A 26,748-nucleotide genomic window follows, 5' to 3' on the forward strand; every position below is an offset into this window, starting at 1 on the left:
AAAAATGTGGGAGCGGGCTTGCTCGCGAAAGCGGTGGGTCAGTCACCCTGGATACTGCCTGAAAAACCGTCTTCGCGAGTAAGCCCGCTCCCACATTGGACTTTCACTGTTTGGAAGATCTGAATGCCAACCACTCTTGGCGGGTAATCTCCCAAATGTCGCGTGGCAACCTACCTTCTACGAACTCACCCATCTGCGTGCGGATCAAGCGCATTCCCGTGCGCTCGGAAATCCGCCGCGACGCCTGATTAGGCGCGGCCTTGGGCACGCGCATCAGCGGACGTTCGAGCACATCGAACCAGTACTCCGTCACCGCCGCACAGGCTTCGGTCATAAAGCCCTGGCCTTGCCATTGGGGCCCCAGCCAGAACCCTCGGTTGTCGTCTTGCTCGTCCGTCAGGTTGATATTGCCGATCAACTGTTGCGGCGCGTGTTTAAGACGGATCGACCAATGCCATTGGTCGCCACGGGCCATGCCCGGCAATGCCACCTGTTCCAGATAGCGGCGAGCGCCGTCGGCCGGGTACGGCCAGGGCACCTCGGCATTCAGGTAACGCACCACATCCCAATGTGCGAATTGTGCTTGGGTGTCCTCGGCATCCTCCAGGGTCAGCGGGCGCAGGATCAGTCTTTCGGTGAATAACGTCGGTTGCATGGCCGTTACCAGGTCGCGGTGTTGGGCAGGTCCAGGGTGCCACGCTCCACAAAGCGCATAGTGCCGAACAGGCCACCTGCGAGTTTGCCGCGCAGCGTATAAGGCAGGTTGTTCAGGCTTTGGGTCTGGCTCAGGCCCAAGGTCTGACGCAATACAGAAAACGCCGAAACGCTCACCGGCACCATCAGCACCGTCTCGGAAAAGCGTGGGATGCTTCCGGCCTGATCGCTCACGCCGGACGCCAATGGGCGCCCATTCACGTCCAGGTCCAGGGCCACACCACTGTAGTCGATCGCCGTTTCGTTGGGGTTTTGCACCCGCAACTTCACGGCGAAACGCACTTCCAGGTCCTGGCTTTGCAGCGGCTCGATACCCACCACACTGATATTGACCGGGTCGCGATTGGGAAACAGCGCGCAGGCGCTCAGGGTCAGCAGCAGTAACGATAGAACCATGAGCTTGCGCATAACAAAGGTGCTCCTATTTCGTGACGTCCGGATCCTGCATGACCTTGAGGGTAGAGGACTCCGGATCAAATTCATCCTCTTCCAGCTCTAAGAACTCCTCCGGCAGGAAAATGTTCAGCAGGATTGCACAGAACGCACCCACCGTGATCGGCGATTCAAAGATGTTGTGCAGCGCCTTGGGCAGGTCGCGCAGCACTTCCGGCACGGCGGCCACGCCCAGGCCCATGCCTAAGGAGATCGCCACGATCAGCACATTGCGCCGGTGCAGCCCGGCTTCGGCGAGGATCTTGATCCCGGCCACGGCCACGGTGCCGAACATGATCAGCGTGGCACCGCCCAGTACCGGCTTGGGCATCAGTTGCAGCACTGCGCCGATCATCGGGAACAGCCCCAGCAGCACCAGCAGGCCGGCAATAAAATACGCGACATAGCGGCTGGCCACGCCGGTCAGCTGAATCACACCGTTGTTCTGGGCGAAGGTCACCATTGGCAGGCTGTTGAACGTTGCCGCCATCGCCGAGTTGAGGCCGTCGGCCAGCAGGCCGGACTTGATGCGCTTGATGTACAGCGGACCCTTGACCGGCTGCTGGGAAATCATCGAGTTGGCGGTCAGGTCACCGGCAGCCTCCAGCGGCGAAATCAGGAAGATCACCGCCACCGGTATAAACGCTACCCAATCGAATGAGAACCCATACTTGAACGGCACCGGCACACTGATCAACGGTACTTGGGGCAGGGCAGCCAGATCCACACGGCCCATCATCCAGGCCACGACAAAACCCAGGCTCAGGCCGATCACGATTGAGCCCAAACGCAGGAACGGATTACTGAAGCGGTTAAGCACCACGATGGTCAGCAGCACCAGTGCGGCCAAGCCCATGTTGCCCGCTGCGCCCAGATCGCTGGCACCATAGCCGCCGGCCATGTCGGTGACCGCCACTTTGATCAGTGACAAGCCCATCAGGGTAATGATGGTGCCGGTCACCACCGGGGTAATCAGTTTGCGCAGCTTGCCGATGAACTGGCTCAGCACCACCTCGATAAACGCGGCGAAAAAGCAGATGCCGAAAATCGTCGAGAGGATCTCATCGGTGCCGCCGCCTCGGGCCTTGACCATAAAACCCGCGCTGAGAATCACGCTGATAAACGAAAAGCTGGTGCCCTGCAGGCACAACAGGCCGGAACCCACCGGGCCGAAGGTGCGCGCCTGCACAAAGGTGCCAAGCCCGGACACGAACAACGCCATGCTCACCAGGTAAGGCACTTCGCTTTCCAGGCCAAGCACGCCGCCGACGATCAGCGTGGGCGTGATGATGCCGACAAAGCTGGCAAGCACATGTTGCAGCGCGGCAAAAATCGCTGCGGTGAAGTGCGGGCGGTCTTCCAGGCCGTAGATCAGGTCGGATTTATAGCGCGGGCGAGGAGCTTGAGCGTCAGACACAATGCGGGCTCGGGTCAGAAAATGGAGGCGCAGGATGCCAGAAAGTGCCAATCGTCAGAAGTGTAAAAAAATATTTATAAACCGCCTGCATAAAACCCGAAGGGCTGCCGATACTCCGTATAGGCCCACACAACTATTACAACAGTGGTGACCAAGGTCTGAGCAGCGCGTTGACGCTGACTGATCGTTTCGCGGCAGGGACGCTCGCAAACACTTCTTCTGAGAGCAACCCCCTATGTCCCTACGTCACCTGAATATTGCCCCTCGCGCGTTTCTCGGTTTCGCATTCATTGCGTTGTTAGTGGTGCTGTTGGGGGTGTTTGCGGTCAACCGCATGACGCAGATCCGTCAGTCGTCGGTGGACATGACCTCCACGCAATTACCCAGCGTCACGTACCTGGGCAACATCACCGAAAACGTGCTGCGTTTGCGCATCCTCTCTTTTCGCGTGCTGGTCAACCGTGAGCCAGCCGGCCTGCAGGAAGCCGAAACCCGCATGGGTGTGCTGGTCGACAAGGTAAAAACCGCCCAGGCCGGGTATGCGCCGCTGCCGGCCGGGCCGGAAGAAGCCGCGTTGTACAAGACATTTGTCAGCACGTTGGACAACTACCTCAAGGCCCAGGCCGACATGCTGGCCTTGTCCAAACAAAACAAAGTCGATGAAATGCGTACGTTGATCAACACCCGCATCAAGGACGGCACCGACCTGATGGGCGAGCAGCTCAACAAGCTGATCGCCATCAATGCCGCCGATGCCAAGGATGCCGACACCTTGGCCGGGTCGAGTTATCAAGGCGCGATCACCGGCGTTATTGTCTTCTCGGTCGCGGCCGCCGTGCTGACCGTACTGCTCGCCTGGCTGCTGACCCGCAGCATCGTCACACCGCTGCGCAAAGCCGTGGAAGTGGCCCAGACCATTGCCAGCGGCAACCTCACCACCGTTATCAAAGACGCCGGCAAGGATGAGCCTGCGCGCCTGCTGGGCGCCTTGTCGGCGATGCAAACCAACCTGCGCCAGACCATCCAGCACATCGCCGGCTCGGCCACGCAGCTGGCTTCTGCCGCCGAAGAACTCAGTGCCGTTACCGAAGAAGCCTCCAAAGGCCTGCAACAGCAAAACAATGAAATCGACCAAGCCGCCACGGCCGTCAACGAGATGACCGCCGCCGTCGAAGAAGTGGCGCGCAATGCGGTGTCCACCTCCGAAGCTTCCGGCCAGTCCAACCAGGCGGCGCGGGAAGGGCGTGACCGCGTGGTGGAAACCGTCGGCGCAATCCAGACCATGACCCAGGATGTGCAAAACACCGCCCTGATGATTGAAGGCCTGGCCACCCAGGGCCGTGATATCGGCAAGGTGCTCGATGTGATCCGCGCAATTGCCGAACAGACCAACCTGCTGGCGCTCAACGCAGCGATTGAAGCGGCACGGGCCGGTGAAGCCGGGCGTGGGTTTGCCGTGGTCGCCGATGAAGTCCGCGCCTTGGCGCACCGCACGGCGCAATCGACCCAGGAAATTGAAAAAATGGTCGCCGGTATCCAGAGCGGCACCGGCGAAGCCGTGCAGTCGATGCAGCAGAGCAACCAACGCACCCAGACCACCCTGGAGCTGGCCCGCGCGGCCGGTGTGGCCCTGGAGCAGATCACCCAGTCGATCAGCCTGATCAACGAGCGCAACCTGGTGATCGCCAGCGCCTCGGAAGAACAGGCCCAGGTCTCCCGTGAAGTGGATCGCAACCTCGTCAACATCCGTGACTTGGCGACTCAGTCGGCGGCGGGTGCTAACCAGACCAGCGCGGCCAGCCATGAATTGTCGCGCCTGGCGGTGGATTTGAATGGGATGGTCGCGCGGTTCGTTATCTGATTGGTCGGGGTGAGCCGCCCTGACACTGCTTACTTTTCAAGCCCTTTGAGACGGTCAGTAATGACCGTCATTCAAACGGTTAAGGCCAATCATATCCTGGCTGTTGATCGGCTTGAAACTTTTGATCAAAAAGTCAGACTGGCGATTTCCCGTCATATCGACACCCACTTGGTGTTGATACTTACATTGTCGACCAGGCCGCCAACGCTGGAGCGTGAACCCGGCATAAGGTTGATGCGTTGGTTGTGGTCGAAACCTGAAAAGTCCAAGGTGTCATTACCTTTAGGGTCTATCACAGTCAAAGCAGGTTTATCGGTGGAAGAGGTCAGCCGCATGCCTGGCTTAGTGGTCGTGGCGTTGAACTCGAAGACGGTATCACCGGTATCACCGGTATCAACTTTATCGCGTAATGCGAGTGGGAGCAGGTTCAATGTAGGCGCTGGCTTTTTATTAATGTGCCAAGGCGCCGGGCTGGGCGTTGCCTGAGGGGTGGGTGATGCCGTCGGTGATTGTGAGCCCGCGTTAATCAAAATGTCAGTGGGCTTTATTGGGCTTTTGCTCATAATCAACAGCACGGACTTAGCGTTGCCATTTACATCAAGAATCAACCAGTGCATCTTGACGTTTTTATCATAGCCCAGCAGCAGTTCGCCTTTGCGCCCGCTCAGCTTGCCGGCTTGATCAGTGGGAACGATGGTGAAGATGGGGTTTGATATACCCGCGTTTTTCAGGACCTTGGAAAGATCAATTTTGTCGACACCACTGACGAAGTCGTTAAGGATGTCCGGGTTTTTCAGCGTCGAGTCACTGGCCCGCTTGTAGACAAATGTATCAGCGCCGCCGCCGCCGTACAGCGTGTCGGCGCCGGCGTTGCCGGTGAGGCGGTTGCCGACCTGATTGCCGATCAGCACATCACGCCCTGAGCCACCGATGGCGTTTTCTACCACAACGCCCTTGGCGATAGACACATTACCTTTCCGGTCGCCGACGTCTGAAAGAGACTCGGCATTCAGATTGATCTTCTGGTCTTGTGCGTAACCGGAAAAATCCAGAGTGTCGTTACCCCCGTTGTCCCAGACGCAAAAGGCCGCCAGGTCGCTGGAGGAGGTCAGACTATAGTAGTCACGCTCGGCGTTGGCGTTGAATCCATAAGTCGTATTACCCCTTCGGGTATTGTTATTGGCGCCGTAGAGTTTTTGAGTAGCTGCAATGTCGCCCATCATTGGGGTGGAGGTACTTTCCGACCATTTAAAGCCTTTTTCGTCAGGGCGCGCCCACCAATTAGTCGTGTAAGACATGGCGGTATGGGTTTTATTGTTCTCGGGATACTGACCCTGCGGATGGTCGAGTCCCAGGCTATGACCGATTTCGTGAATCATTGATGAGTTTATAGGTAAGCCTTTTTCACCCACTCCGATCGCGATGCTCATGCTGCTGGTATCACCAACCGGCAGGTTGGCGACACCGCCCACCCCGGGGCTGCCTTGAACTAGTATGGAGGCGTCCGCGCCTTTGCCGTTCTCGATAAAGGTAACCTTGGCGACATCTTCCCATGCGCGAATTGAATCTCTGAAGGCTTTTTTTCTGCCCTCGCTGAACTCCATTGCTCCAGAATTTTTGCGCCAGGCATGTTCTGGATTGGACAAGTCAATAAATTTATAGGCGACCGTTATCTTGCCATCGCCGTTTGTATCGGCGAATTTAAATCTTCTACGGATCAAATCTTTTGCAACTTTATCTGAGACTGAAGGAGGGGCAGGACTGTTAACTGTCGACGCGGTCGTATGATCGGGTGCAGACAGGGATGCGCCAAGATTTAACGGAGCAGGTGGGTGGGGTCGAATATTCAATGGGTTAACGCTCGATAAGTTTATAAGTGGCTAAGGTAATAAGTAATTTGAAGAGGTCGGGCAATAAAATGAGGGGTTTTTGCAGAGGGTGCAAGCAGGTAAATATTTCGCTGTGTGAGTTATTTGTTTAGGGTATTTCGAGGTGTAAGGGGGGGGTTGAATGTTGATGTTATTGCACGCGAAAGTGAATAAGTGATGGGTCGAATAGAGGAATGTAGTTGCGCGAAAAGTGGCTGGATCAGCCATTCATGTTTAACCATCACCGCGCAATGGTTTCGTCCGCTTAAACTCAAGGTGTAAGTAGCTGAGTTTGATAGTGGGTGGGTATGCACGGTGCACACCCACCCGGTTGGCTAGGACTGGCGCAGTTTAAAGCGCCCCTACGTTGACCCAGCGTTCTTCTTGAGCCGCCAGGCGAATCGCCGTTGCCACCCGCTCCACCGCCCAGGCGCCGTCAAAGTCGGTACCGTGCGCGCCTTGCCCCGCCAGCGCCATGATCAGCTCCTGCACTTCCAGGGTCTTCAGCTCGTTGTAACCCAACTGATGCCCGGCGGCCGGGCTGAACGCGGCATAGCCGGGCAGCGCAGGGCCAGCGAGTAAACGCTGGAAGCCGTCCTGGCCGGCGCGGCATACGCGCAGTTCATTCAGGCGCTCCTGATCGAACGCCAAGGTGCCTTGAGTGCCGCTGATTTCAAAACTCAGGTGGTTCTTGTAACCCTGCTTGAGCCAACTGCTGCTCACCGTACCGCGTGCGCCATTGGCGAAGCGCAGCAAGGCATGCACCTGGTCATCCACAGCGATCGATTTCCGGTCGCTGCTGCCTTTGACGGCAGGGCGTTGGGCATGCACGGTTTGCGTGTCGGCACACACGCTCACCACGTCGCCCACCAGGTAACCCGCCATCGACAGCAGGTGGCTGCCCAGATCCGCCAGCGCGCCACCGGCATGTTCCACTTCACAGCGCCACGACCACGGCGAGGTCGGGTCGGCCATGAAGTCTTCGCTGAATTCGCCCTGGAAGCTGATGATCTCGCCCAGTTCGCCGTCGACAATCATCTGTCTGGCCAGGCCAATCATTGGGTTGTGCTGGTAGTTGTAACCCACACGCGTGACCACGCCAGCCGCACGTGCAGCGCGGCGCATGGCGTCGGCCTGCTCCAGGCTGACGGCCAAGGGTTTTTCGCAATACACCGCTTTGCCCGCCGCAATGGCCGCCATCGCCATGGGGTAGTGCAAGTGGTTGGGCGTGGTGATGGCCACCACATCGACGTTCGGGTCATTGACCAGCGCCTGCCAGTCACCGTGGGCCTGGGCAAAGCCCCAGGCCGTGGCGCAACGCTGGGCGCGTTCGGTGTCGGCATCGGCCAGCGCCGCCAGCTTGAGGTGTACCGGCAGTTCGAATACCGCGCGGGCATTGTTGAACGCCAACGCATGGGCGCGTCCCATGAAGCCTGTGCCGATCAAGCCGATTCCGAGTTCACGCATCGCCGTGGTCCTTTGGATTATTGTTTTCAGGAGGGTTATTAATGGAATAAAAATTCCCATAATTCAATAGATGGAATAAAAATTCATTAATCAGCCTGGGTAATGCAGGCATATTCAGGCCAGCGCCAAACACCCTCAGTTAACAAAAGATAACGTAGCGCCGATTGTCAGACGATTCCAAAGCCCGATAGGATGGCCCCTGCTTCCTCCAGGCGCTCTAGATTGCAGGTTTCAGAGCCCGGGAAGGCGAGACCACCTAACAATAATAAATGGGGAGAAAGGTCTATGAGTGAGCCTGTCATGGGTTGGGCTGTTTGCCGCCCGCGCGCCGCACGCAGGGTTGCGATGCTGGCCACAGCGCTCTCGCTGCTTGGGGTGTTGTCCACCCCCGCGCTGGCAACCGGCGACACCAGCAGCGCACAGCCGGTATTTGCAATTGAGTCCCCCAAGGCCGCCAAAGGCCTGATGATCGACGTGGTGCATGCCGGCAAGCGCCTGGTGGCGGTCGGCGATCGCGGGCACATCCTGTATTCCGATGACCAGGGCAGTACCTGGACCCAAGCCAAAGTGCCGACCCGGCAACTGCTCACGGCGGTGTATTTCGTCGACGACAAACACGGTTGGGCGGTGGGCCATGACGCACAGATCCTGGCCAGCACCGACGGTGGCGCCACTTGGGCCCAGCAATACCAGGACCTCAAGCGCGAAGCGCCGCTACTCGATGTGTGGTTCAAGGATGCCGAGCACGGCCTGGCCGTGGGGGCCTACGGTGCGCTGATCGAAACCACCGACGGCGGCAAAACCTGGGACGACGTGAGCGATCGCCTCGACAACGAAGACCAGTTCCACCTCAATGCCATCGCCGCTATCAAGGGCGCCGGCCTGTTTATCGTCGGCGAGCAGGGCAGCATGTTCCGCTCCAGCGATGACGGTCAGACCTGGGAAAAACTCGAAGGCCCTTATGAGGGCTCGCTGTTCGGCGTGATCGGCACCGCCCAGCCGCAGACCCTGTTGGCCTATGGCCTGCGCGGCAACCTCTACCGCTCCAGCGATTTTGGCAGCACCTGGGAGCAGGTCGAGTTGAATGCGGCGCGTGGTGCTCTGGAGTTTGGCTTGTCGGGTGCGACGTTGCTCGATGACGGCGCCATCGTGGTGGTCGGCAATGGCGGCAGCGTGGTGATCAGCCACGACGACGGCCAGACCTTCAGCGTATTCAACCGCCCGGATCGCATTTCGCTCTCCTCGGTCACGGCAGCGGGCAATGGCAACTTGATTCTGGCGGGCCAGGGCGGCGTTCGTGTTGCCAAGCCAACCGGCGCTGAACTCGAAAAACAATAAGAAGGCGGGAAAGAATGAGCAGTCATCACAACGATAAAGCGACCTTTCTTGAGCGCCTGATCTTCAACAATCGCCCGGCAGTCATCGTTATCTGCCTGCTGGTGAGTATTTTCCTGTTCTGGCAGGCGACCTTGATCCGCCCGTCCACCAGCTTTGAAAAGATGATCCCCCTCAAGCACCCCTTCATCGAAAAGATGATGGAGCACCGTAACGACCTGGCGAACCTGGGCAACACCGTGCGCATCTCGGTGGAGGCCAAAGACGGCGATATTTTCACTAAGGAGTACATGGAGACCCTGCGTCAGATCAACGACGAGGTGTTCTACATCTCCGGTGTTGATCGCTCGGGCCTCAAGTCGTTGTGGAGCCCCAGCGTGCGCTGGACCGAAGTCACCGAAGAGGGTTTTGCCGGCGGTGAAGTGATCCCGCAAAGCTACAACGGCTCGCCGCAGAGCCTCGACCAACTGCGCAACAACGTGCTCAAGTCCGGCCAGGTTGGGCGTCTGGTGGCTAACGATTTCAAGTCGAGCATCGTCGATATTCCGCTGCTCGAGTCCTACCCGGACCCACAGGACCAGGGCAAGCTGATGGCCCTGGACTACCGTAAGTTTTCCCATGAGCTGGAAGACAAGATCCGCGACAAGTTCGAAGCGCAAAACCCTAACGTCAAAATTCACATCGTCGGTTTCGCCAAGAAGGTCGGCGACCTGATCGACGGCCTGGTGATGGTGGTGCTGTTCTTCGGCATCGCCTTTGTGATCACCTTGATTCTGCTGTTGTGGTTCACCAACTGCCTGCGCAGTACCGTCGCCGTGTTGAGTACCACACTGGTGGCGGTGATCTGGCAATTAGGGCTGATGCACTTTTTCGGTTTCGGCCTGGATCCGTATTCGATGCTGGTGCCGTTTCTGATCTTCGCCATCGGTATTTCCCATGGCGTGCAGAAGATCAACGGCATCGCCCTGCAATCCAGCGAGGCAGATAACGCACTGACCGCCGCGCGGCGCACGTTCCGGCAACTGTTCCTGCCCGGCATGATTGCGATCCTCGCCGACGCCGTGGGCTTTATCACGTTGCTGATCATCGACATCGGCGTGATCCGCGAACTGGCCATTGGCGCCTCCATCGGCGTGGCGGTGATTGTGTTCACCAACCTGATCCTGCTGCCGGTGGCGATCTCCTATGTCGGCATCAGCAAGCGCGCCATCGCCAAGAGCAAGAAGGACGCGCACCGCGAACACCCGTTCTGGCGCCTGCTGTCCAAATTCGCCAGCCCGAAAGTCGCGCCAGTCTCGGTTCTGCTGGCGCTGGTCGCCTTCGGCGGCGGCCTCTGGTACAGCCAGAACCTCAAGATCGGCGACCTCGACCAGGGCGCACCGGAACTGCGCCCGGATTCGCGCTACAACAAAGACAACAATTTCATCATCAGCAATTATTCCACCAGCTCCGATGTACTGGTGGTGATGGTCAAGACCAAGGCTGAAGGCTGCTCGCGTTATGAAGCCATGGCGCCCATCGACCAACTGATGTGGAAAATGCAGAACACCGAGGGCGTGCAGTCGGCGATCTCGCTGGTGACCGTGTCCAAGCAGATGATCAAGGGCATGAACGAGGGCAACCTCAAATGGGAAACCCTGTCGCGCAACCCCGACGTGCTGAACAACTCCATTGCCCGCGCCGACGGTCTGTACAACAACAATTGCTCCCTGGCACCGGTGTTGGTGTTCCTCAACGACCACAAGGCCGAAACCCTCGACCGTGCCGTGCATGCGGTGCAGGACTTCGCCAAGGACAACAACAAGGATGGCCTGGAATTTATCCTCGCCGCCGGTAACGCCGGGATCGAAGCCGCCACCAACGAGGTGATCAAAGAGTCGGAGCTGACCATCCTGATCCTGGTGTACCTGTGTGTGGCGACCATGTGCATGATCACCTTCCGCTCCTGGGCGGCGACCCTGTGCATCGTGTTGCCGCTGGTGCTCACTTCGGTGCTGGGCAACGCTCTGATGGCGTTCATGGGCATCGGCGTCAAGGTTGCGACCTTGCCGGTGGTGGCGCTGGGTGTGGGGATTGGCGTGGACTACGGCATTTACATCTACAGCCGCCTGGAAAGCTTCCTGCGCGCCGGCCTGCCGTTGCAAGAGGCGTACTACCAGACGCTCAAGTCCACCGGTAAAGCCGTGTTGTTCACCGGTTTGTGCCTGGCCATCGGTGTGTGCACCTGGATCTTCTCGGCCATCAAGTTCCAGGCCGACATGGGCCTGATGCTGACCTTCATGCTGCTGTGGAACATGTTCGGTGCGCTGTGGCTGTTGCCGGCGCTCGCACGGTTCCTGATCAAACCCGAGAAGCTGGCGGGGCAGAAGGGTAACTCGTTGTTTGCGCACTAGGGATTTAACGGTTTTACTCGGTCAACCTGTGGGAGCGGGCTTGCTCGCGAATGCGGTGTATCAGTCGCCAGATGCATAGACTGAACGTCCGCATTCGCGAGCAAGCCCGCTCCCACATTAATTCCTGCTCCAACCTATAGGTTACCGCGTGGGCTATCATTGGCACTTTCCCCAAATGATTGACTGCCATGACTGCCGACACCGCTACCTTGCTCGATGCTTTTGAAGACTGCCAGATGGTCGAAATCGATGGGCTGCACACCTTTGATTTCAGCCTGGATGACCAGAAACTGTTGATCATTTGCATGGACGGTCGCGCCGAAAAGCGCTGGAGTTTCAGCCTGGAGCAAGTCAAAGCGGCCACCTTTGATGACACGTTGCAAAGCTGGACCCTTACCGGTGACTCGGGCGAGCATCGCCTGGTGTGCATGAGTGGCGTCACCGGCAACAATAACGACGAGGACGAAGCGGATGATGATGCGTAAATTCTGGCCCCTGCTGATGGCCGGCAGTGTCGGTGCGATGTCGGTGCAAGCCGCGCCGGCCGATACCTATGAACTGCTGGTGGGCAGCTACACCGCCGGCACCAGCGAAGGTATTTACCGCCTGCAGTTTGACAGCCGTACCGGCCAGTTCAGCGGTAAACCGGTGCTGGCGGCCAAGGCGGCCAACCCCTCGTGGCTGACGATCTCCAAAGACCAGAAGCACCTGTTTGTGGTCAATGAAAACGGCCCAGGGCAAAAAGACCCGGTCGGCCGTGTCAGCAGCTACAGCATCGACCCGCAGAATCATCAGCTCAGCCTGATCAACCAGGTGCAGAGCCTGGGCAACGAACCGACCCATTCCAGCCTGGCCGCTGATGGCCGTTACCTGTTCGTCGCCAACTATTCGGTACTGGAAGATCCGGGCGGCAGCCTGGCGGTGCTGCCGGTGGACGCCAATGGCAAGCTGTCGGCGCCGGTGCAACTGAGCGGGCACCCGGCCAGCCGCGTGAACCCCGAGCGTCAGGCCTCCAACCACGTACACTCGGTGGTGTCGTCGCCGGACGGCAAGTATGTGTTTGTGCAGGACTTGGGCGCCGACAAGGTGTTTGCTTACCACTACGATTCCAAGGCCAACCACGAACTGCCCTTGACCCCAGCCGATCCCGCCTTTGTGCAATTGCCACCGGGCAGCGGCCCACGCCACTTGTTGTTCAGCGCTGATGGCAAGCATGCCTGGCTGACTACCGAGATGAGCGCTCAGGTCGCGGTCTACGATTACAACGATGGCAAACTCAGCCAGACCCAGTTGGTGGATTTTGCCGCCGGGCAGCCAGTCTCTGACAAGGCCGGTGCGGCCGTACACGCCTCCAGCGACGGTAAATTCCTGTATGTGAGCAACCGCGGCACCGCCAACCAGATGCTGGTATTCAGCATTGACCCGGCCACCGCGCACCTCAAGGAACTGCAACGCCGTTCCGTGGAAGGCGACCACCCGCGCGAGTTCAGCCTGGACCCGAGCGGCAAGTTTTTGCTGATCGCCAACCAGAAAAGCAATGAAATCGTGGTGGTTGAACGCGACCCCAAGACTGGGATGCTGGGTAAAACCGTGCAGAAATTGCCGATCGATGCCCCCAGCGACCTCAAGTTCCTGGTGCGTCAATAAGCCACAGGCCCCGCACTGCGGGGCCTGACCCTTTGTATTAATTCTATTAATAGCGGCTACTGTTTCAAAGCATTTCTAAGGTTCAACCCTCGGGCGTAAGTTTGGTTCCAAGGCCTTCCCGGCCACCTAACCAAACGAACACAAGGGTTACCGCCATGAACTTGAACCTCTTCTCCATCATTGCCGCTTCCGCTGTTTCCGCCACCGTGGCATTGCCTGCTGCTGCCAGCGTGGAAGTCTCCGGCAAAAAATCCAGCACCACGGCCTACACCCAGAAATACCTGCAACAAAGCGCCAACTTCTATGCCGCACTGGACCACAAAGCCCAGCACTGACTACCAAGCAACACAGATCAAATGTGGGAGCTGGCTTGCCTGCGATGAAATCAACTCGGTGTATCAGTTGCACCGAGTCGTCGGCATCGCAGGCAAGCCAGCTCCCACATTTTGATTTGCGTGCAGCTTTAGGGCTTTGCCATTACCGCTACAAACAACGGCGATTCCAGAAAGCGCTGCAACCAATGCTGCAACCGCTCGTACGGCGCCTGCGCAAACCATTCGCGATCCACATGCGCAAACTGGCGCACAAACGGCGCCAGTGCCGCATCGGCCAGGCTCAAATGCTCGGCCATCAAGTAGTCATTTCCCGCCAGCAAACCTTCCAGCGTGTGCAAAAACACCTCGCCCTCAGCCCGATAATGTTCCATCGGCTGCTCCGGGTAGCGCTCGGCGTACTTGTATCGATTCAAATGATGTTTGAACACCTGGTCGTTCTCGGCGATCAGTGCCTGAACCCTCGGGTCGCCCTGTAGCAACCAATCATCAGGGTCGTGCTGCGCCAGTGCCCATTGCATGATCTCCAGGCTTTCCTCGATCACCCGGCCGTTCACACACAGCACCGGCACCGTGCCTTTGGGCGACAGCGCGAGCATCTCGGCCGGCTTGGCTTTGAGGCTCACTTCGACGATGTGCACGGGCACACCCGAATAGCGCAAGGCCAGGCGCGCCCGCATCGCATACGGGCAGCGCCGAAACGAATACAGCAACGCCTCGCTCACTTCACCTCCAGCGTACTCAAGCCATTGCCCTGGCGCTTGACCTGGATCTGCACCGGGATGCGTTCATGCATTTCCTGCACGTGGGAGATCACCGCCACCTTGCGGCCCTGGGCCTGCAGGCCGTCCAGCGCGTCCATTGCCAATTGCAGTGATTCGGGGTCGAGGCTGCCAAAACCTTCGTCGATAAACAGCGACTCAATCTTCAAGGTGCTCGACGCCATCGACGCCAGCCCCAATGCCAGCGCCAGCGACACCAGGAACGTCTCGCCCCCCGACAGCGAATGCACCGAGCGCAATTCGTCACCCATCTCGGTGTCCATCACCAACAGCCCCAACATGCTGCCGCCGCGCTTGAGGCGATAACGCCGCACCAGTTGGCGCAACTGCACGTTGGCGTGGTGTACCAGCAAGTCGAGGTTGTAGGCCTGGGCGATCTTGCGGAACGTGTCGCCGGTGGCCGAGCCGATCAGCGCGTTCAGCCTTGCCCAGCGCTGCCACTCGTCATAGGCCTTGGCGATATGCTCGCCCAGTACATGGTTGGCGTCCTGGCGACGTTGGTCTTCAGACTGGCGCGCACGCAATTCGGCGCAGCGGCTGTCGCCCTCGGCCAGTTGCTGATTCAGTGTGGCGAGACTGCTGTCCAGCTGTTCGGCGTCCAGGTTGCCATTGTGCAAGGCCTGGTGTTCGGCCAGGCGTTGTTCGCGCTCTTGCAGCAACACCTTGGCTTGCTCGACGGCTTTTTCGCTGTGCTGCAACTGCTGGCGCAAGGCGCTGACTTGGCTGTCATCAAAGGCCAGCAAACGTGTAAGCCCGTCGTTATCCAGTTGCGGGTGCTGCGCGCGCCATTCACTCAGGCGCGCGTCGAGGGCCTGCTGCTCGGCGGTCAGCGCCTGTTGGCGTTCCTGCAGGGCCTTGAGGTCGGCGGCCAATTGGATCAAAGCATCGCGAATCGCTTGCAGTTGTTGGTTGGCGTCGCTCTCGTGCTGGCGTGCGTGCGCCACAGCCTGATCCAACTGGTGCTGCCAGTGTTCGGCACTGGTGTGCTCGCCGAGCAAGGCGGTGAGTTGTTCCTGGGCCGCCTGTTGCTGTGTCGCCAGTTCGGTGACTTGCTGTTGCAAGGTTTCCAACTGCTGCTGGCGATGCTGTTGGTGGGTCTGCTCTTTTTCGATGGCCTGCTGACGTTCGTGTTGTTCAGCCAACTCATCACGCTGATGGCCCAACTGTTCCAGGCGCTGGCTGACATGCTGGTCGAGTTGCATAAAGGTCGCTGCCGGTTCACGGCGCAAACCGTCAAGCGTGTCGGCAGGCAGCAGGCCGGCGAAGGCGTGCAGTTCTTCGTCCAGGCGCTCACGGTCGTTGGACAGTTCGCGCTGCTGGTCCACCAGCAACTGGCGGGCTTGCTGGCTGGCATCCTGGGCGGCTTGCAGTTGTTGCTGCAAACGCCCGGCATTTTGTTGCAGGTTGAGCAGGGCGCCTTGGCGTTGCTCATCCTGGGCGATGCTTTGCGTCAACTGATTAAGCTGCTGGGCCAGCCAGGCGCTGCGCTTGGCGGCGTCCTGATTAAACAGCGAGGCCGACAATGGATGCGCTTGCAAGCTGGGGGCAAGGCCCTGTTGTTGCGTCGCCAATAGTTCCTGCTGTTGCAGGAACTCCTTCTGCTGGGCGATCAAGCCGCCCACTTCGCCACGCAGCTCGGTGAGTTTTTCTTTCAGCGTATCAACGGCTTTCTGCGCTGCGGCTTCTTCGTGTTCGTCATGGCGGCCAAGGCTTTGCAGCAAGGCCTCGGGCTGGTGATACGGATGCTCATGGCTGCCGCACACCGGGCACGGTTGGTCGTCCTGCAACTGCTCGCGCAACTCCTCGACGCTGGCACTGCGCGCCAAGCGCTGGCGCTCCAGCAGTTGCTTGGTGACCAACAGGGTTTGCTCGGCCACCGTGAGGTCGGCCTTGGTTTGCAGGCCCGTCTGGTTCAGTTGTTCACGTTGCTGCTGCGCGTCTGCGAGTTTTTGCGTCAGCGCGGCACTCTGTAGATCCAACTGTTGTTGGCTGTCCCACAAACGTGTGAGGTCTTCGAAGGCGCGTTGCTGCTTGCGGTTGTCCTGCAGCAGGCTTGCGAGTAATTGGACCTGCTCGGCGACGGCGTGCGGTTCGGCACCGGCTTCCTGGTACAGCAGGTCCAAGGCTTCTCGTTGCTGGGTGAATATTTCGGCAGCGGTAGTGGCGCGCTCCTCGAGTTGCGGCAGTTCTTCCTGGCCCTTTTTCAGGCGACTGCCAATCACCATCAGATGTTGCAGGCGCTCGCGTTGATAGGTCCAGCCCTCACTCAACGGTGCCAGGGCGGCGCTGCGTTCAAGCTCGGCCGCCAGGCGCTGCAAACGTCCTGCGACTTGGGCTTGTTTTTCCAGCAAGCCATTGAGCAAGGTCTGGCCCTGCGTGCAGGCGGTGTCCTGCTGTTGTTGGTCGTCGCTGCGTTTGGCCAGGTCTTTGCTCAGGTGAGCGAGGGTGCTCTGCTGTTCAACCGCCTGGCGCAATAAAGGCACGGCGTCGGCCTGGTGTTTCAAGGCGTCAGCCAAGGCCACTTGGGCGGCGGCCTGCTGCTGTTGCGCGTGCTCCTGACGTGTATGCAACGCGGTTTGTTGCTCAAGGTGCTGTTGGATCTGCGCCGCAAGTGGCGTGAGCAAGGTGTCGAGTTCAGCCAGGCGTGCGAACTGATGGCGTTGCGGGGCTAATTGCTCCAGGCGGCTCAGGTCCTGGCGTTGCTGGCCTTGGCCTTCCCACTGTTGTTGGGCTTGCTGCAACTGTTCGGTGGCGCTGAGCTGGCGCTCCTGCCATTCGCGCAGCTCCTTGAGCCAGGTGTGTTGCAGCTCCAGCTGCTTGAGTTGGGCCTGCTGGGTCTTGAGTTGCTGCTGCTCCTGGGCCAATTGCTGGTCAAGTTCGGCGCGGGCCTCGGGCTCTAGCGGCACCAGGCCGGTGGCCTGGTCTTGCAGCTGTTTATGCGCGTCCCGGGCATCCTTGGCCTTGTCAAAGGCGCGGCGGCCAAGCTGGGTGTACAGCGCGGTGTCGGTGAGCTTTTCCAGCAGTTCGCTGCGCTCATTGTCATTGGCCTTGAGGAACGCGCTGAACTCACTTTGCGCCAGCAATACGGCACGGGTGAACTGCTCGAAGTTCAAGCCCAGGGCCAGTTCCAACTGGGTTTTGTATTCGGTTTTCTGGCTGGCCAGCAGTTGGTCGCTGTCCAGGTCGATCAGGCTTTGCCGGCTGTTCTGCAACTTGCCGCTGGCCTTGTCACGGGCACGGTTGGCTTCCCAGCGCGCCCGGTAGCGACGGCCGTTGACGCCGACGAAATCCACTTCGGCATACCCACCGCCGGTGCCACGGCGGATCAAGGTGCGCGGGTCACCGATGGAGATATCGCTGTCGGCATCCGGCATCTTCGCCTGGCCGGTGTCGCCCAGGCGCGGCACGGCGCCAAACAGGGCCAGGCACAAGGCATCGAGCAGGGTGCTTTTGCCCGCGCCGGTTGGGCCGGTAATCGCAAACAGCCCGGCGCTGGCCAGAGGCTCGGCGGTAAAGTCGATTTCAAAGGGCCCGGCCAGGGAGGCGAGGTTTTTCAGGCGGATGGCGAGGATCTTCATGGCTGTTCGCCCTCCTGTTGTACTTCCTGGAGCAGCACGGCGAAATCCTTCAAGGTCTGTTCATCCACGTCACTGCCGTAGTTGTCCTGCCAGGCGCGGCTGAACAGCTCCTGGGGCGTGAGCTGGTCAAGTTCGACCAGGCGCTCGGCGTCCGTCTCGTCGCTGCCGCGTTTGCCCGCGTATTCGGCGGCGATGCGCACCAGGCGCACGGCCTTGCCTTGCAGGGCGGTTTCGATTTGCTGGCGCAGGTCCGGTTGCGGCTCGTCGAGGCGCACGCGCACTTCCAGCCAAGGGTGGCGCTGGGTTTCGGCGAGCAGGTCGATGTCGGGCAACTCCGCCAACTGCGCGAGGATATCCGCCAGTGGCGCGGCGTCCAGGCGTTGCAGGTTGACCGAGCGCGGGATCAGGCGCGGCTCGACACCCACCAGCCGTTGGCCCTGGAAGGTCACATCGAGAATCTGGTGCTTGTAGCCGATTTCGGAAAACGACAGCGGAATGGGCGAGCCGCTGTAGCGAATGCGCTCCTCGCCATTGACCTGCTGCGGCTTGTGCAAATGGCCCAGCGCGACATAACTCACGCTGGCATCGAACAGGCTGGCAGGCAGTGCTTCGGCATTGCCGATAATCAGGCTGCGTTCGGAGTCTTCCGACACCGAACCGCCGGCCATATGCGCATGGCTGATGGCAATCAGCGCCTGACCTTTTTTGCGTTTGGCATTGGCGGCCGCGATCAGCCATTCGTGTACTTGGCCGATGCCGCGCAAATAATCATCACCCAAGTGCGCGCCGGTCACTTCCGCCGGGCGCAAAAACGGCAGCGCCAGGCACCAGGCGGCGATCTTGCCTTTGGCGTCCGGCAGCGGGATCAGCAGGCGCTCGGCGTCCAATTGGCCATCATCCAGCCACAGCACGCGACCCAACGCATGGGTGCGCAAACGTCGCATCAACGGCGCGGGCAGCTCGATACGCGAACCGGAGTCGTGGTTGCCGGCGATCATCACAATGGTGAGTTTGGGGTTTTGTTCGTGGGCACTGATGATGAAATCGTACAGGCGCTCCTGGGCCTTGAGAGGCGGGTTGACCGTGTCGAAAATGTCGCCAGCGATCAGCAGCGCATCCGGTTGCTCGGCTTTGAGTTGGCCCAGCAGCCACTCGAGAAAACACGCGTGTTCGTAGTCGCGTTCCTGGCCGTGAAGGTTTTGGCCAAGGTGCCAGTCGGAGGTGTGGAACAGACGCAAGGCGAACTCCGTGGAGAAGATGAAAAGGAGGGGAGTTTACCTGTAAAACACACACTCGGTGCTCGCGGGTGACCCAGGTCGAATGTGGGAGCGGGCTTGCTCGCGAATGCGGTGGTTCAGTCAGTACATGTGTGACTGACACACCGCATTCGCGAGCAAGCCCGCTCCCACAGGGGTTACGCGGCGTTCATGCACTCCAGTGCGCGGTCGGCAAGGGTTTTGGCCTGGTTGATCAAGTGCTCGGTGGCGCCGGCCATGTGGCGTTCATCGCCTGTGAGCGCCTCGCGGGTGCTCGCTGCGGTGGCGGCTGCACAGCGCAGCAAGTCGCAGATTTGGGCGAGGGCGTCTTCGAAGCTGAGGTCGTGATGCACGGCGAAGGACGGCGGTGCGGCAGGTTGCAGGTAATGGCTGAGGGCGCGTTCAAAGATTTCGCGGTCGGGGGTGAAGCGGGGCGGGTCTGGGACGATTTTGGTCATGCGGATATTCCTACTGAAAAAGGAGCCATCCGGATGTCGGTCTCACTCGACAAAAGGGTGGCAGCTATGTGCAGGGTGAGAATACCGGACAGTAGGACTCCAGCCAGACCGAAGTCTGCCTGCACACAGCCGCCATAGAGCATGTTGCTCGCGGTTGCGGCGCTTGGCGCCTACTGGTTCACAGGTTCTCACACCCGATCGCTGATATGCAGCGACGGAGCGAAGGCTAGCCAGTGAAGTGAGCAGGCGCAAGGCCAAAGGATTGTCTAGGAAACTTCCCGCAAATTAAAGGGACATGGACTGCTGGCCTTTAATAATGCGCAACAATCCTTGGCATTTAGAGGGGAACCGGTTGCCTGGCGGCTGCCAACTACCTCGTGTGCCCCGCTTGGCGGTGGCCTCTCTCTATGTATTTTCAGGGGTTGTTCAGATGCTTAATTTTTCTATTGGTTTTCAATTCGTCAGGCCTTTGTTTGAGCAACTGCTAAGTCCTGCAAAAGTAACTGTCGCGCGCTCTACTTCTACAGTTGCCATCACCGGTGAAAAAGTCTTGGGCAGCGTGCCCACGCAGAACGTCCAGCGGCCCGAGAATGATCGTCGTAGCGCCGAGCAGATTATTCTCGACAACCCCATTCTAAAAAATCTGGGGCCTCAAAAAGACATCCACCTGGCACTCATCAAGGAACGTCTGGGTGACTGGACCGCCAGCAACGCTGACCCGGCGTCGAGGGCGGACGCTGCCTACAATGCTGCCCGGGTTCTCAACTGGATCGATACGTCGTTGACCGCAATAGGCGAAGACCGTGGTGAATACTCGAACAACGGCGTCCTGGAGGGCTACACCAGTACCGGTTACGCCGCATTCGGCACGCCAGCCGGGGCGTGGGAGGGGTTTATAGAGCATGGCTACGACATCCTGAATCGCGATCGTCGTCTGGAATGGACCAATGACGCGAATGTGACCGCTGAAGGCAACTACCGCGACACTTATCGTTAACGTTTGACTGAGGCTTGACCGCCGTTTAGGCCTGCCCGCACCACACCAACTGTGGGAGATGGGAAGTCTGTCGCACGCGGGCTGTTGTGGCGAGCAGGCTTGTCGAATCGTCGCACCGCCTGCGTTGGGCTGCGAAGCAGCCCCAGTAAAGGCACCGCAATTTTCCTGAAAGTACTCAGCGTCTGGGTTTGGGGCTGCTTCGCAACCCAACGCAGGACAAGCCTGCTCGCCACAGGAGAAATTGGCCGCCTTCAAAAGTTGTGAAAGTACCTATGGCCATCGCAGGCAAGCCAGCTCCCACAGGGGTTTTGTGGTGTGAGCTGGATCAAGATTACTTGGGATACAGCGGCGGCAAGCTGGTGCTATCCGTCGCCGTATCTTGCTCGCGCTCAACCATCGGGATGGCCTTGACCGCACGCCACAGGTCTTCACCCAGCCAATACTGGCCGCTCTCGCTGTACAGCGCGCCGTTCAGACCATCCAAGGCGTCCGACAACGGCACAAACCGCGCCGCCATATCCGCCAAGGTGTCCGGCTGTTGCCGCGCCCAGGCATCCAGCGCCTGGCGCGTGGCTTGCGGGTCGTTGGCCTGGGTGGCGCGCTTGAGGTCGTCCAATAGCGAGCGCGGGCTCGGGCCGGTTTGTACGGCGCGTTGCACTGCGGGTTGGCGACGCGCGCGCCACCACAGGCCGAAACCCAATAGCGTAGTGCAGGCCAGTATCAAGGTGCTCAGTTGCCACAGCCACAGGCGGTCATCGTCCGGTGCGGTAATCACCGTTGGCGTGGCGGGCGTGTCCACCACCAGGCTTGGGTTGGTCGCCACTTGCAGCGTGCGCGCGGGCAGGCTGGTGCGTTCCAGGTGATCTTCGTGGGTGTTCCACCACACCACTTCCACGGCGGGCATTTCCACGCTGCCGGAGCGGGTGGGCACCAGGGCTTCGCGGTCTTCACGGCTGCCGATCAGGCCACGGTCACTGTTCTGGTTAGCGAGCACCGGTTGGTCCGGGTAGCGGCGCAGGCCGTTGATGTCGCTGGTGGGCAGTGCCGATAGTTGTGCGCTGGACAGGCCTTCGGCCTTGACCGTGAGGCTGCGGGTCAGGGAGTCGCCGACCTGTACATGGTCAGGTTCAGGGTTCCAGGCTTCGCTCAGGGTCAGGCTGCGCGCAGGCAGCCAGGCGGCGTCGGTGGGGTAGAATTCCGGCTTGGGTTTGACGGTAAGTGCGATCTCGGCCGAGCTTACGTGAATCAACTTGCCCGGTTTGGTGCCTTGCAGCGTGTTCTCTTGTGGCGGACGCGATTCCACCAAGGTGGCGCTGAAGGTCTGCGCCGGTATCACCAGGGCGCCGCTGTGCTGCGGGTAGATCGCATAACGGGTTTCGATCACGCCGTGGCGAATACTGTTGATGACCTTTTCGTAGGTGCGCGACTCGCCTAGTTGTTCAATGCGCGCATCCGGGATTTGCAGCGGCGTGAGGCTGCTGTCGTCGTACAGCGACACCGAGTGGTACACGCGCACGGTCAACAGCGCCTGGGCCTGCACGTACACACTGCGCTGGTCGAGGTTAGCTTCGATAAATACCGGCGCGAGTTCGGCGCTGGTGTTCTGGCTGGCGGTTTCCAGCACTTGCAGGCTGATCGGCTGGGTCTTGAGCTCGCCCACTTGCAGCGGCGGAATCACCACGGTGCCGTTTTCCTTGGGTAGCAGCGTGATAATCCAGCGCGTGGTGGCGTGGTTATCGCCGCCCAAGGTGGTGAGCTGGTTGATCTGGCGCGTGCCGCTGACTTCAAACTGCGCATCCAGCGGTGACAAGTCGGGTTTGCCGAACTGAGTGACGTCGCTGGACTCCACCGTCAACTCCACCGTTTCCCCGGAATTGACGCGGCTGCGGTCGACACTCGCCACCAGGTTAGCCGCCTGGGCGTGGCCTGCCGAGAGAGCAAGCAGGAGCAGAAGGGTGGTGCGGCGGCTCATTGAGTCTTGTCCTGATGTTGTTGCTGTTCGTACCAGAATTTACGCCGCAGCAACTCGCCGGGGTTGTCCGGGATCTGTTGCAGCCATTGCTCAAGCGCCTGGCGATGCTCGCCATCGATGCTCGCATCGGCGGGGCGCAGGGGCGGGGTGGTGGTGTGCTCGTCCCCCAGCTCGCTGCCCGGTACGTCGTTGCCGCCGGCTTTGGGGGTGGCGCCCGTCTGGTTATCGCCGGCACTGGCCTGGCCTTGGCCCTGGGGCGATTGCTCGCCGCCCGTGGCACTTTGGCCGCTGCTGCCCGGTTGCGCAGTTTGGCCGGGTTGAGTGGTTTCGTCATCCTCATTTTTGACAGGCTTGGCCGGTTCCGGTTGGGCTTTTTCCTGGATCAGGGCCTCTACCAGCGCTTTGTTTTTCAGCGCCGGTTGCAGGTCGGGCTGGGCTTCGAGCGCTTGTTCATAAGCGTCGATGGCGGCTTCCAGTTCGCCGGATTTGGCCAGGGCATTGCCGCGATTGTAGTGGGAATACGCGTCATTGCCCTGGGCAAAACGCTTGATAGCCTCGGCATAGTTGCCCGCCTCATACAGGGCAACGCCTTGCCACTGCGGGTCTTCGAAGTGTTCGGCGGCCTCGCTCGGGCGTTTTTTCTTCAGCAGGTATTGGCCTTGCTGGTCGGGACGCAGCCACAGGTCCTGGAGTTCAAAGGCATAGCTGGGCTGCGGCGCGCCCAACAGCAGCAACGGCAAGCAGAACAGCCAGCCACGGCGGCCCGCACAGGCGGCGAGCAGCAGCAGTGGCAGCAGCAGCCAGTAACCTTGGTCGGCCCAGGTGTCGAGGTGCAGCAACTGGCCGTCATTGCGCAGTTGTTGCGGGCCGTCGAGCAGGTTGAGCTGGCGCAGGTCTTTGTCGTCCAGGCGCGCGGAGCGGTAACGCCCGCCCATTTCACTGGCGAAGGCCTTGAGCGTCGGGCTGTCGAGGCGCGGTACCAGGATGGCGCCCTGGTCATCTTTGAGGAACTCGCCACTTTCCTGGGTCACCGGCGTGCCTTCGCGGCTGCCGATACCGAGGATCGACAGGCTCGGGGCCTGGGCGCTCTGCAACTGCAGGCGGATGCCTTGGCGCTCCTGTTTGGACAGCGACGAGCCGACCAGCAACAGGCGCCCCTGGCCGAGGCCGGCCTGCTTGAGCAGGCTCAGGGCTTTTGCTACCGCCAGGTCGGCGCGATGGCCGGGCTCGGGCATGATCGAGGGGCGCAGCGCTTCGAGCAGGTTGTGGCTGGTGGCCAGGTCGTCCGACAGCGGCACCAGCGTGTGGGCGCTGCCGGCATACACGACGATTGCGGTTGGCGCGTTGTCGCGCGCTTGCAGTAAGTCGTAGAGCTTGCGCCGCGCCTGTTCCAGGCGGTTGGGCGGGCTGTCGGTGGCAAGCATTTCCGGGGTCAGTTCCAACAGCACCACCACCGGGTCGGCCGGTTTCTGGCTGTTCTGTTCAACCCTTTGCCAACTGGGACCCAGCAATGCCAGCACGGCCAGCAGCCAGGCGATGCCCAGTACCACCCACGGCGATTTGCTTTCGCGGCCATTGCCGCCACTGAGCAGCACCGCATGAAACGCCGGCGGCAAAATCATCTGCCAACGCCCGGCGCGCTTTTGCCGGTGCCACAGCTGCCACAGCAGCCAGCCGAGCAACGGCAGCAGCAACAACCACCAAGGGCGGAACCAGTGTGGCCACAGGTCGATCATCGACGCCTCCGCAAGCGCAGGCGTTTAAGGCGTTGGCGCCATTGCGGGTGCTGTTGCAGGAAAATGCCCTTGGTCGAGAGTTTGTTGAAAGCGCGTTGCAAGGCGTTGTTGGGCCAGCGTTCCTGCACCACCAGCAACATGCTCAGGATCAACGCCAACGCCAGCGGCGCGCTATACAGCGCCTGGGCCGGGCGAGCCTGGGTCGGCTGTTGCGCGACGGGCTCGAGCTGGTCCAAGGTTTGTTTGATTTTTTGCAGCTCGTCGCCGTCGCGGGCGCGGAAGTAGCGGCCACCGGTGGCGTCGGCGATGGCCTTCAAGGCCGGTTCATCCAGGTCCAGGCTCGGGTTGACGCCCAAGATGCCCAACGAGCCGGTTTGCTCCGGGTCGGCGCCGATGCCGATCGGGTAGATTTTCACGCCTTCTTCGGCCGCCAGGCGCGCAGCGGTCAGCGGGTCGATCTGCCCGGCATTGTTGGCGCCATCGGTGACCAGGATCAGCACGCGGCTTTGCGCCGGGCGCTGGCGCAGGCGTTTCAGGGCCAGGCCTATTGCATCGCCAATGGCCGTGTTTTTGCCGGCGATGCCGATACGGGCTTCATCCAGCCAGGTGCGCACGGTGCGTCGGTCGAAGGTCAACGGGGCTTGCAGGTAAGCCTGGCTGCCAAACAGGATCAGTCCTACGCGGTCGCCTTCGCGGCTTTCCAGGAAGTCCCCGAGCAAATGCTGCACCAGGCTCAGGCGGCTGACGTCATCGTCCTGCCAGTGCATATCCGGGAAGTCCATGGAGCCGGACACATCCACGGCCACCAGCAAATCACGGCCGCTGGCGGCAATCGGCAGCGGTTCGCCGAGCCATTCCGGGCGCGCGGCGGCGGTCAGCAGCAGCAGCCACAACACTACAAACGGCGCTTGCTGGCGCCAGCCGGGCAGGTTGACCCGCGCACGGCGGCGCGCCAGGCCTTCAAGGTCGGCCAGGTAGCTGACCTTCAGCGCGGGTTCGCCGCTGTCGGCCACTGGCAGGATGAAGCGCATCAACCACGGTAAGGGCAACAGGGCGAAGATCCACGGCCAGGCGAACTCAAACATGTTTGCGAATCCAGGTATCGACGGCTTGGGTCAGGCCGGCGATGGCCTTGTCGTCGAGTTTGCATTCGGGTTTGTAGGCGCCTTCGACCAACACCATCCAGCGCGTAAGGCCGGCGGCCGGGCAACGGTTGTCGAGGAATGCCAGCCATTTGCGGCCGTTGAGGGTGTGGCTCTGGCTGTAGGGGTAGTCGTTGCGGCACAGGCGCTTGAGCAGGCCATTGAGTTGTTGCAGCCAGGCACCGGCGGGTGCGCCGTCGTAGGGTTTGGGCATCAGCGCAAGTTCAGCCAGGGCGGCGATGCGCAGCGGGTCCAGCGGTTGTTCGGCGCGGGCCACGGGGCGGCGGGTGGGCAGGAAGCGGCGCGACCACCACAGGCCCCAGCCCAGCAGTGGAATCACCAGCAGCAACAACCACCAACCCGGCGCAGGCGGCCAGAACCCGATGGCCGGCGGGGCGATCAGTGGCTGCAGTTGGTCAAGGCTGCTCATTGCTTTTTAACCGGGCGTTGCGGGTTGAGGTATTCGCGCAGTTGCTCGACCATTTCGCTTTGGGTGCTCAGGGGCATCAATAGAATGCGTAGCTTTTGTGCCAACAGTTCCCAGCGCGCAATGCGTTCCTCGGCCTGGGCTTTATAAGCTTGGCGCAAATCGAAATTCAGCGTGTCCAGTTCCAATTGCGCGCCGCGCTCGGCAAAACGCAGCAGCCCGGCGGCGGGCAGGGCGTGGTCGAGCGGGTCGGAGATCGGCAACAACAACAGGTCGCAATGGCGTGACAGCAGGCTCAGTTGTTGCTCGGCGCCTTCGGTCAAGGCGCGCTCATCGCAGATCACAATCACCAGGCTGCCCGGGCGCAGCACTTCACGGCCACGGCGCAGGGCCATGCCCAACGCGTCGGCTTCGGGGCGGCTTTCGGTATTCAGGCTCTGGTTCACGCGCACCAGCCGGTTGAGCAGTTGCAGCAGGCTTTGCTTGCTGCGCCGGGGCTTGATTTCGTAGTGCTCGCTGTCGCCGAACACCAACCCGCCGACGCGGTCGTTGTGCCCCAGCGCGGCCCAGCCGATCAAGCTGGCGGCCTGGGCGGCGAGCACCGACTTGAACATTTGCCCGGAGCCGAAAAACAGCCGGCAGCTTTGCTCGACCATGATGAAAATCGGCCGTTCTCGTTCTTCATGGAACAGCTTGGTGTGCGGCTCCTGGGTACGCGCCGTCACGCGCCAGTCGATGGTGCGCACGTCGTCGCCGGCCTGGTACACGCGCACCTGGTCGAAGTCGACCCCGCGCCCACGCAGCTTGGAGTGGTGCAGGCCAATCAGCGGGCTGCGCTGGCTCGGCGTGGAAAACAGCTGCACTTCGCGCACGCGGTGGCGCATCTCAATCAATTCGCTGAGCGTGACGCGGATTCCATCGCCGGCATTCATGG

21 protein-coding genes and 1 pseudogene are annotated in these 26,748 nt (G+C 60.5%); 7 read left to right on the forward strand and 15 right to left on the reverse strand.

All coding sequences use genetic code 11. The features are described from left to right. Positions 1-103 precede the first annotated feature (103 nt). Genes K0H48_RS12250 through K0H48_RS12260 form a run of 3 tightly spaced genes read right to left on the reverse strand, consistent with a single transcriptional unit; the run spans position 104 to position 2,563 of the window. Positions 104-655, reverse strand: coding sequence for a GNAT family N-acetyltransferase (locus K0H48_RS12250; protein WP_219267652.1), 552 nt, complete (start codon positions 653-655; stop codon positions 104-106). A 5-nt stretch (positions 656-660) separates the two neighbouring features. Continuing rightward, a complete protein-coding gene (locus K0H48_RS12255) occupies positions 661-1,122 on the reverse strand; it encodes an LEA type 2 family protein (protein WP_017138141.1) in 462 nt (153 codons plus the stop codon). Positions 1,123-1,135: 13 nt separating this feature from the next. Further along, positions 1,136-2,563, reverse strand: a complete 1,428-nt coding sequence (locus tag K0H48_RS12260; RefSeq protein ID WP_138815179.1) for a nucleobase:cation symporter-2 family protein — start codon at positions 2,561-2,563, stop codon at positions 1,136-1,138. 235 nt (positions 2,564-2,798) lie between these two features. On the opposite strand from K0H48_RS12260, the gene K0H48_RS12265 reads away from it, so the two are divergent. Next, on the forward strand, positions 2,799-4,424 hold the full coding sequence (locus K0H48_RS12265) for a methyl-accepting chemotaxis protein (protein ID WP_219267653.1): 1,626 nt from the start codon (positions 2,799-2,801) through the stop codon (positions 4,422-4,424). A 152-nt stretch (positions 4,425-4,576) separates the two neighbouring features. Here the strand turns inward: K0H48_RS12265 and K0H48_RS30930 are convergent, their stop codons facing one another. From K0H48_RS30930 to K0H48_RS12275, 3 genes and pseudogenes are all read right to left on the reverse strand, one after another. Then, the gene (locus tag K0H48_RS30930; protein WP_307877365.1) at positions 4,577-5,041 is read right to left on the reverse strand and encodes a M10 family metallopeptidase C-terminal domain-containing protein; all 465 of its coding nucleotides are present in this window, start codon (positions 5,039-5,041) and stop codon (positions 4,577-4,579) included. Between the two features lie 18 nt (positions 5,042-5,059). Further along, positions 5,060-5,659, reverse strand: a pseudogene (locus K0H48_RS30935) (M10 family metallopeptidase C-terminal domain-containing protein); the annotation flags it as partial. A gap of 984 nt (positions 5,660-6,643) precedes the next feature. Continuing rightward, positions 6,644-7,759: a Gfo/Idh/MocA family protein gene (locus K0H48_RS12275; RefSeq protein WP_219267654.1), complete on the reverse strand. Its 1,116-nt coding sequence runs from the start codon at positions 7,757-7,759 to the stop codon at positions 6,644-6,646. Positions 7,760-8,044: 285 nt separating this feature from the next. Between K0H48_RS12275 and K0H48_RS12280 the strand changes: the two genes are divergently transcribed. From K0H48_RS12280 to K0H48_RS12300, 5 genes are all read left to right on the forward strand, one after another. Continuing rightward, on the forward strand, positions 8,045-9,097 hold the full coding sequence (locus K0H48_RS12280) for a YCF48-related protein (protein ID WP_219267655.1): 1,053 nt from the start codon (positions 8,045-8,047) through the stop codon (positions 9,095-9,097). Positions 9,098-9,111: 14 nt separating this feature from the next. Continuing rightward, positions 9,112-11,487, forward strand: a complete 2,376-nt coding sequence (locus tag K0H48_RS12285) for an RND family transporter (RefSeq protein ID WP_219267656.1) — start codon at positions 9,112-9,114, stop codon at positions 11,485-11,487. Between the two features lie 188 nt (positions 11,488-11,675). Further along, the gene (locus K0H48_RS12290) at positions 11,676-11,972 is read left to right on the forward strand and encodes a DUF5629 family protein (protein ID WP_200434153.1); all 297 of its coding nucleotides are present in this window, start codon (positions 11,676-11,678) and stop codon (positions 11,970-11,972) included. After that, a complete protein-coding gene (locus K0H48_RS12295; RefSeq protein WP_219267657.1) occupies positions 11,959-13,134 on the forward strand; it encodes a lactonase family protein in 1,176 nt (391 codons plus the stop codon). The genes K0H48_RS12290 and K0H48_RS12295 overlap by 14 nt, the downstream gene beginning before the upstream one ends. Before the next feature lie 155 nt (positions 13,135-13,289). After that, complete coding sequence (locus K0H48_RS12300) at positions 13,290-13,469, forward strand: hypothetical protein (RefSeq protein WP_056860271.1); 180 nt, start codon at positions 13,290-13,292, stop codon at positions 13,467-13,469. Between the two features lie 128 nt (positions 13,470-13,597). Here K0H48_RS12300 and K0H48_RS12305 read toward each other — a convergent pair whose 3' ends face one another. The 4 genes from K0H48_RS12305 to K0H48_RS12320 form a co-directional block, all read right to left on the reverse strand. Then, positions 13,598-14,191 carry a glutathione S-transferase gene (locus tag K0H48_RS12305; protein ID WP_219267658.1) on the reverse strand — a complete coding sequence of 198 codons (594 nt, stop codon included), beginning with the start codon at positions 14,189-14,191 and terminating at the stop codon, positions 13,598-13,600. Further along, positions 14,188-17,826 carry an AAA family ATPase gene (locus K0H48_RS12310; RefSeq protein ID WP_219267659.1) on the reverse strand — a complete coding sequence of 1,213 codons (3,639 nt, stop codon included), beginning with the start codon at positions 17,824-17,826 and terminating at the stop codon, positions 14,188-14,190. Before K0H48_RS12310 ends, K0H48_RS12305 begins: the two co-directional genes overlap by 4 nt. Continuing rightward, positions 17,823-19,064, reverse strand: a complete 1,242-nt coding sequence (locus K0H48_RS12315; RefSeq protein WP_219267660.1) for an exonuclease SbcCD subunit D C-terminal domain-containing protein — start codon at positions 19,062-19,064, stop codon at positions 17,823-17,825. Before K0H48_RS12315 ends, K0H48_RS12310 begins: the two co-directional genes overlap by 4 nt. 176 nt (positions 19,065-19,240) lie before the next feature. Further along, positions 19,241-19,540, reverse strand: a complete 300-nt coding sequence (locus K0H48_RS12320; RefSeq protein WP_219267661.1) for a hypothetical protein — start codon at positions 19,538-19,540, stop codon at positions 19,241-19,243. A gap of 430 nt (positions 19,541-19,970) precedes the next feature. Between K0H48_RS12320 and K0H48_RS12325 the strand changes: the two genes are divergently transcribed. Next, positions 19,971-20,537: a hypothetical protein gene (locus tag K0H48_RS12325; protein ID WP_219267662.1), complete on the forward strand. Its 567-nt coding sequence runs from the start codon at positions 19,971-19,973 to the stop codon at positions 20,535-20,537. A gap of 331 nt (positions 20,538-20,868) precedes the next feature. Here K0H48_RS12325 and K0H48_RS12330 read toward each other — a convergent pair whose 3' ends face one another. Genes K0H48_RS12330 through K0H48_RS12350 form a run of 5 tightly spaced genes read right to left on the reverse strand, consistent with a single transcriptional unit; the run spans position 20,869 to position 26,746 of the window. Beyond that, positions 20,869-22,509, reverse strand: a complete 1,641-nt coding sequence (locus K0H48_RS12330; protein ID WP_219267663.1) for a BatD family protein — start codon at positions 22,507-22,509, stop codon at positions 20,869-20,871. Continuing rightward, a complete protein-coding gene (locus tag K0H48_RS12335; protein ID WP_219267664.1) occupies positions 22,506-24,245 on the reverse strand; it encodes a tetratricopeptide repeat protein in 1,740 nt (579 codons plus the stop codon). Before K0H48_RS12335 ends, K0H48_RS12330 begins: the two co-directional genes overlap by 4 nt. Next, positions 24,242-25,330 carry a VWA domain-containing protein gene (locus K0H48_RS12340; protein WP_219267665.1) on the reverse strand — a complete coding sequence of 363 codons (1,089 nt, stop codon included), beginning with the start codon at positions 25,328-25,330 and terminating at the stop codon, positions 24,242-24,244. Before K0H48_RS12340 ends, K0H48_RS12335 begins: the two co-directional genes overlap by 4 nt. Beyond that, positions 25,323-25,817, reverse strand: coding sequence for a DUF4381 domain-containing protein (locus tag K0H48_RS12345; protein WP_219267666.1), 495 nt, complete (start codon positions 25,815-25,817; stop codon positions 25,323-25,325). Before K0H48_RS12345 ends, K0H48_RS12340 begins: the two co-directional genes overlap by 8 nt. After that, a complete protein-coding gene (locus K0H48_RS12350) occupies positions 25,814-26,746 on the reverse strand; it encodes a DUF58 domain-containing protein (RefSeq protein ID WP_017136649.1) in 933 nt (310 codons plus the stop codon). The genes K0H48_RS12345 and K0H48_RS12350 overlap by 4 nt, the downstream gene beginning before the upstream one ends. Positions 26,747-26,748: the final 2 nt, after the last annotated feature.

This window comes from Pseudomonas sp. Xaverov 259 (assembly GCF_019352915.1).
Classification (GTDB): Bacteria; Pseudomonadota; Gammaproteobacteria; order Pseudomonadales; family Pseudomonadaceae; genus Aquipseudomonas.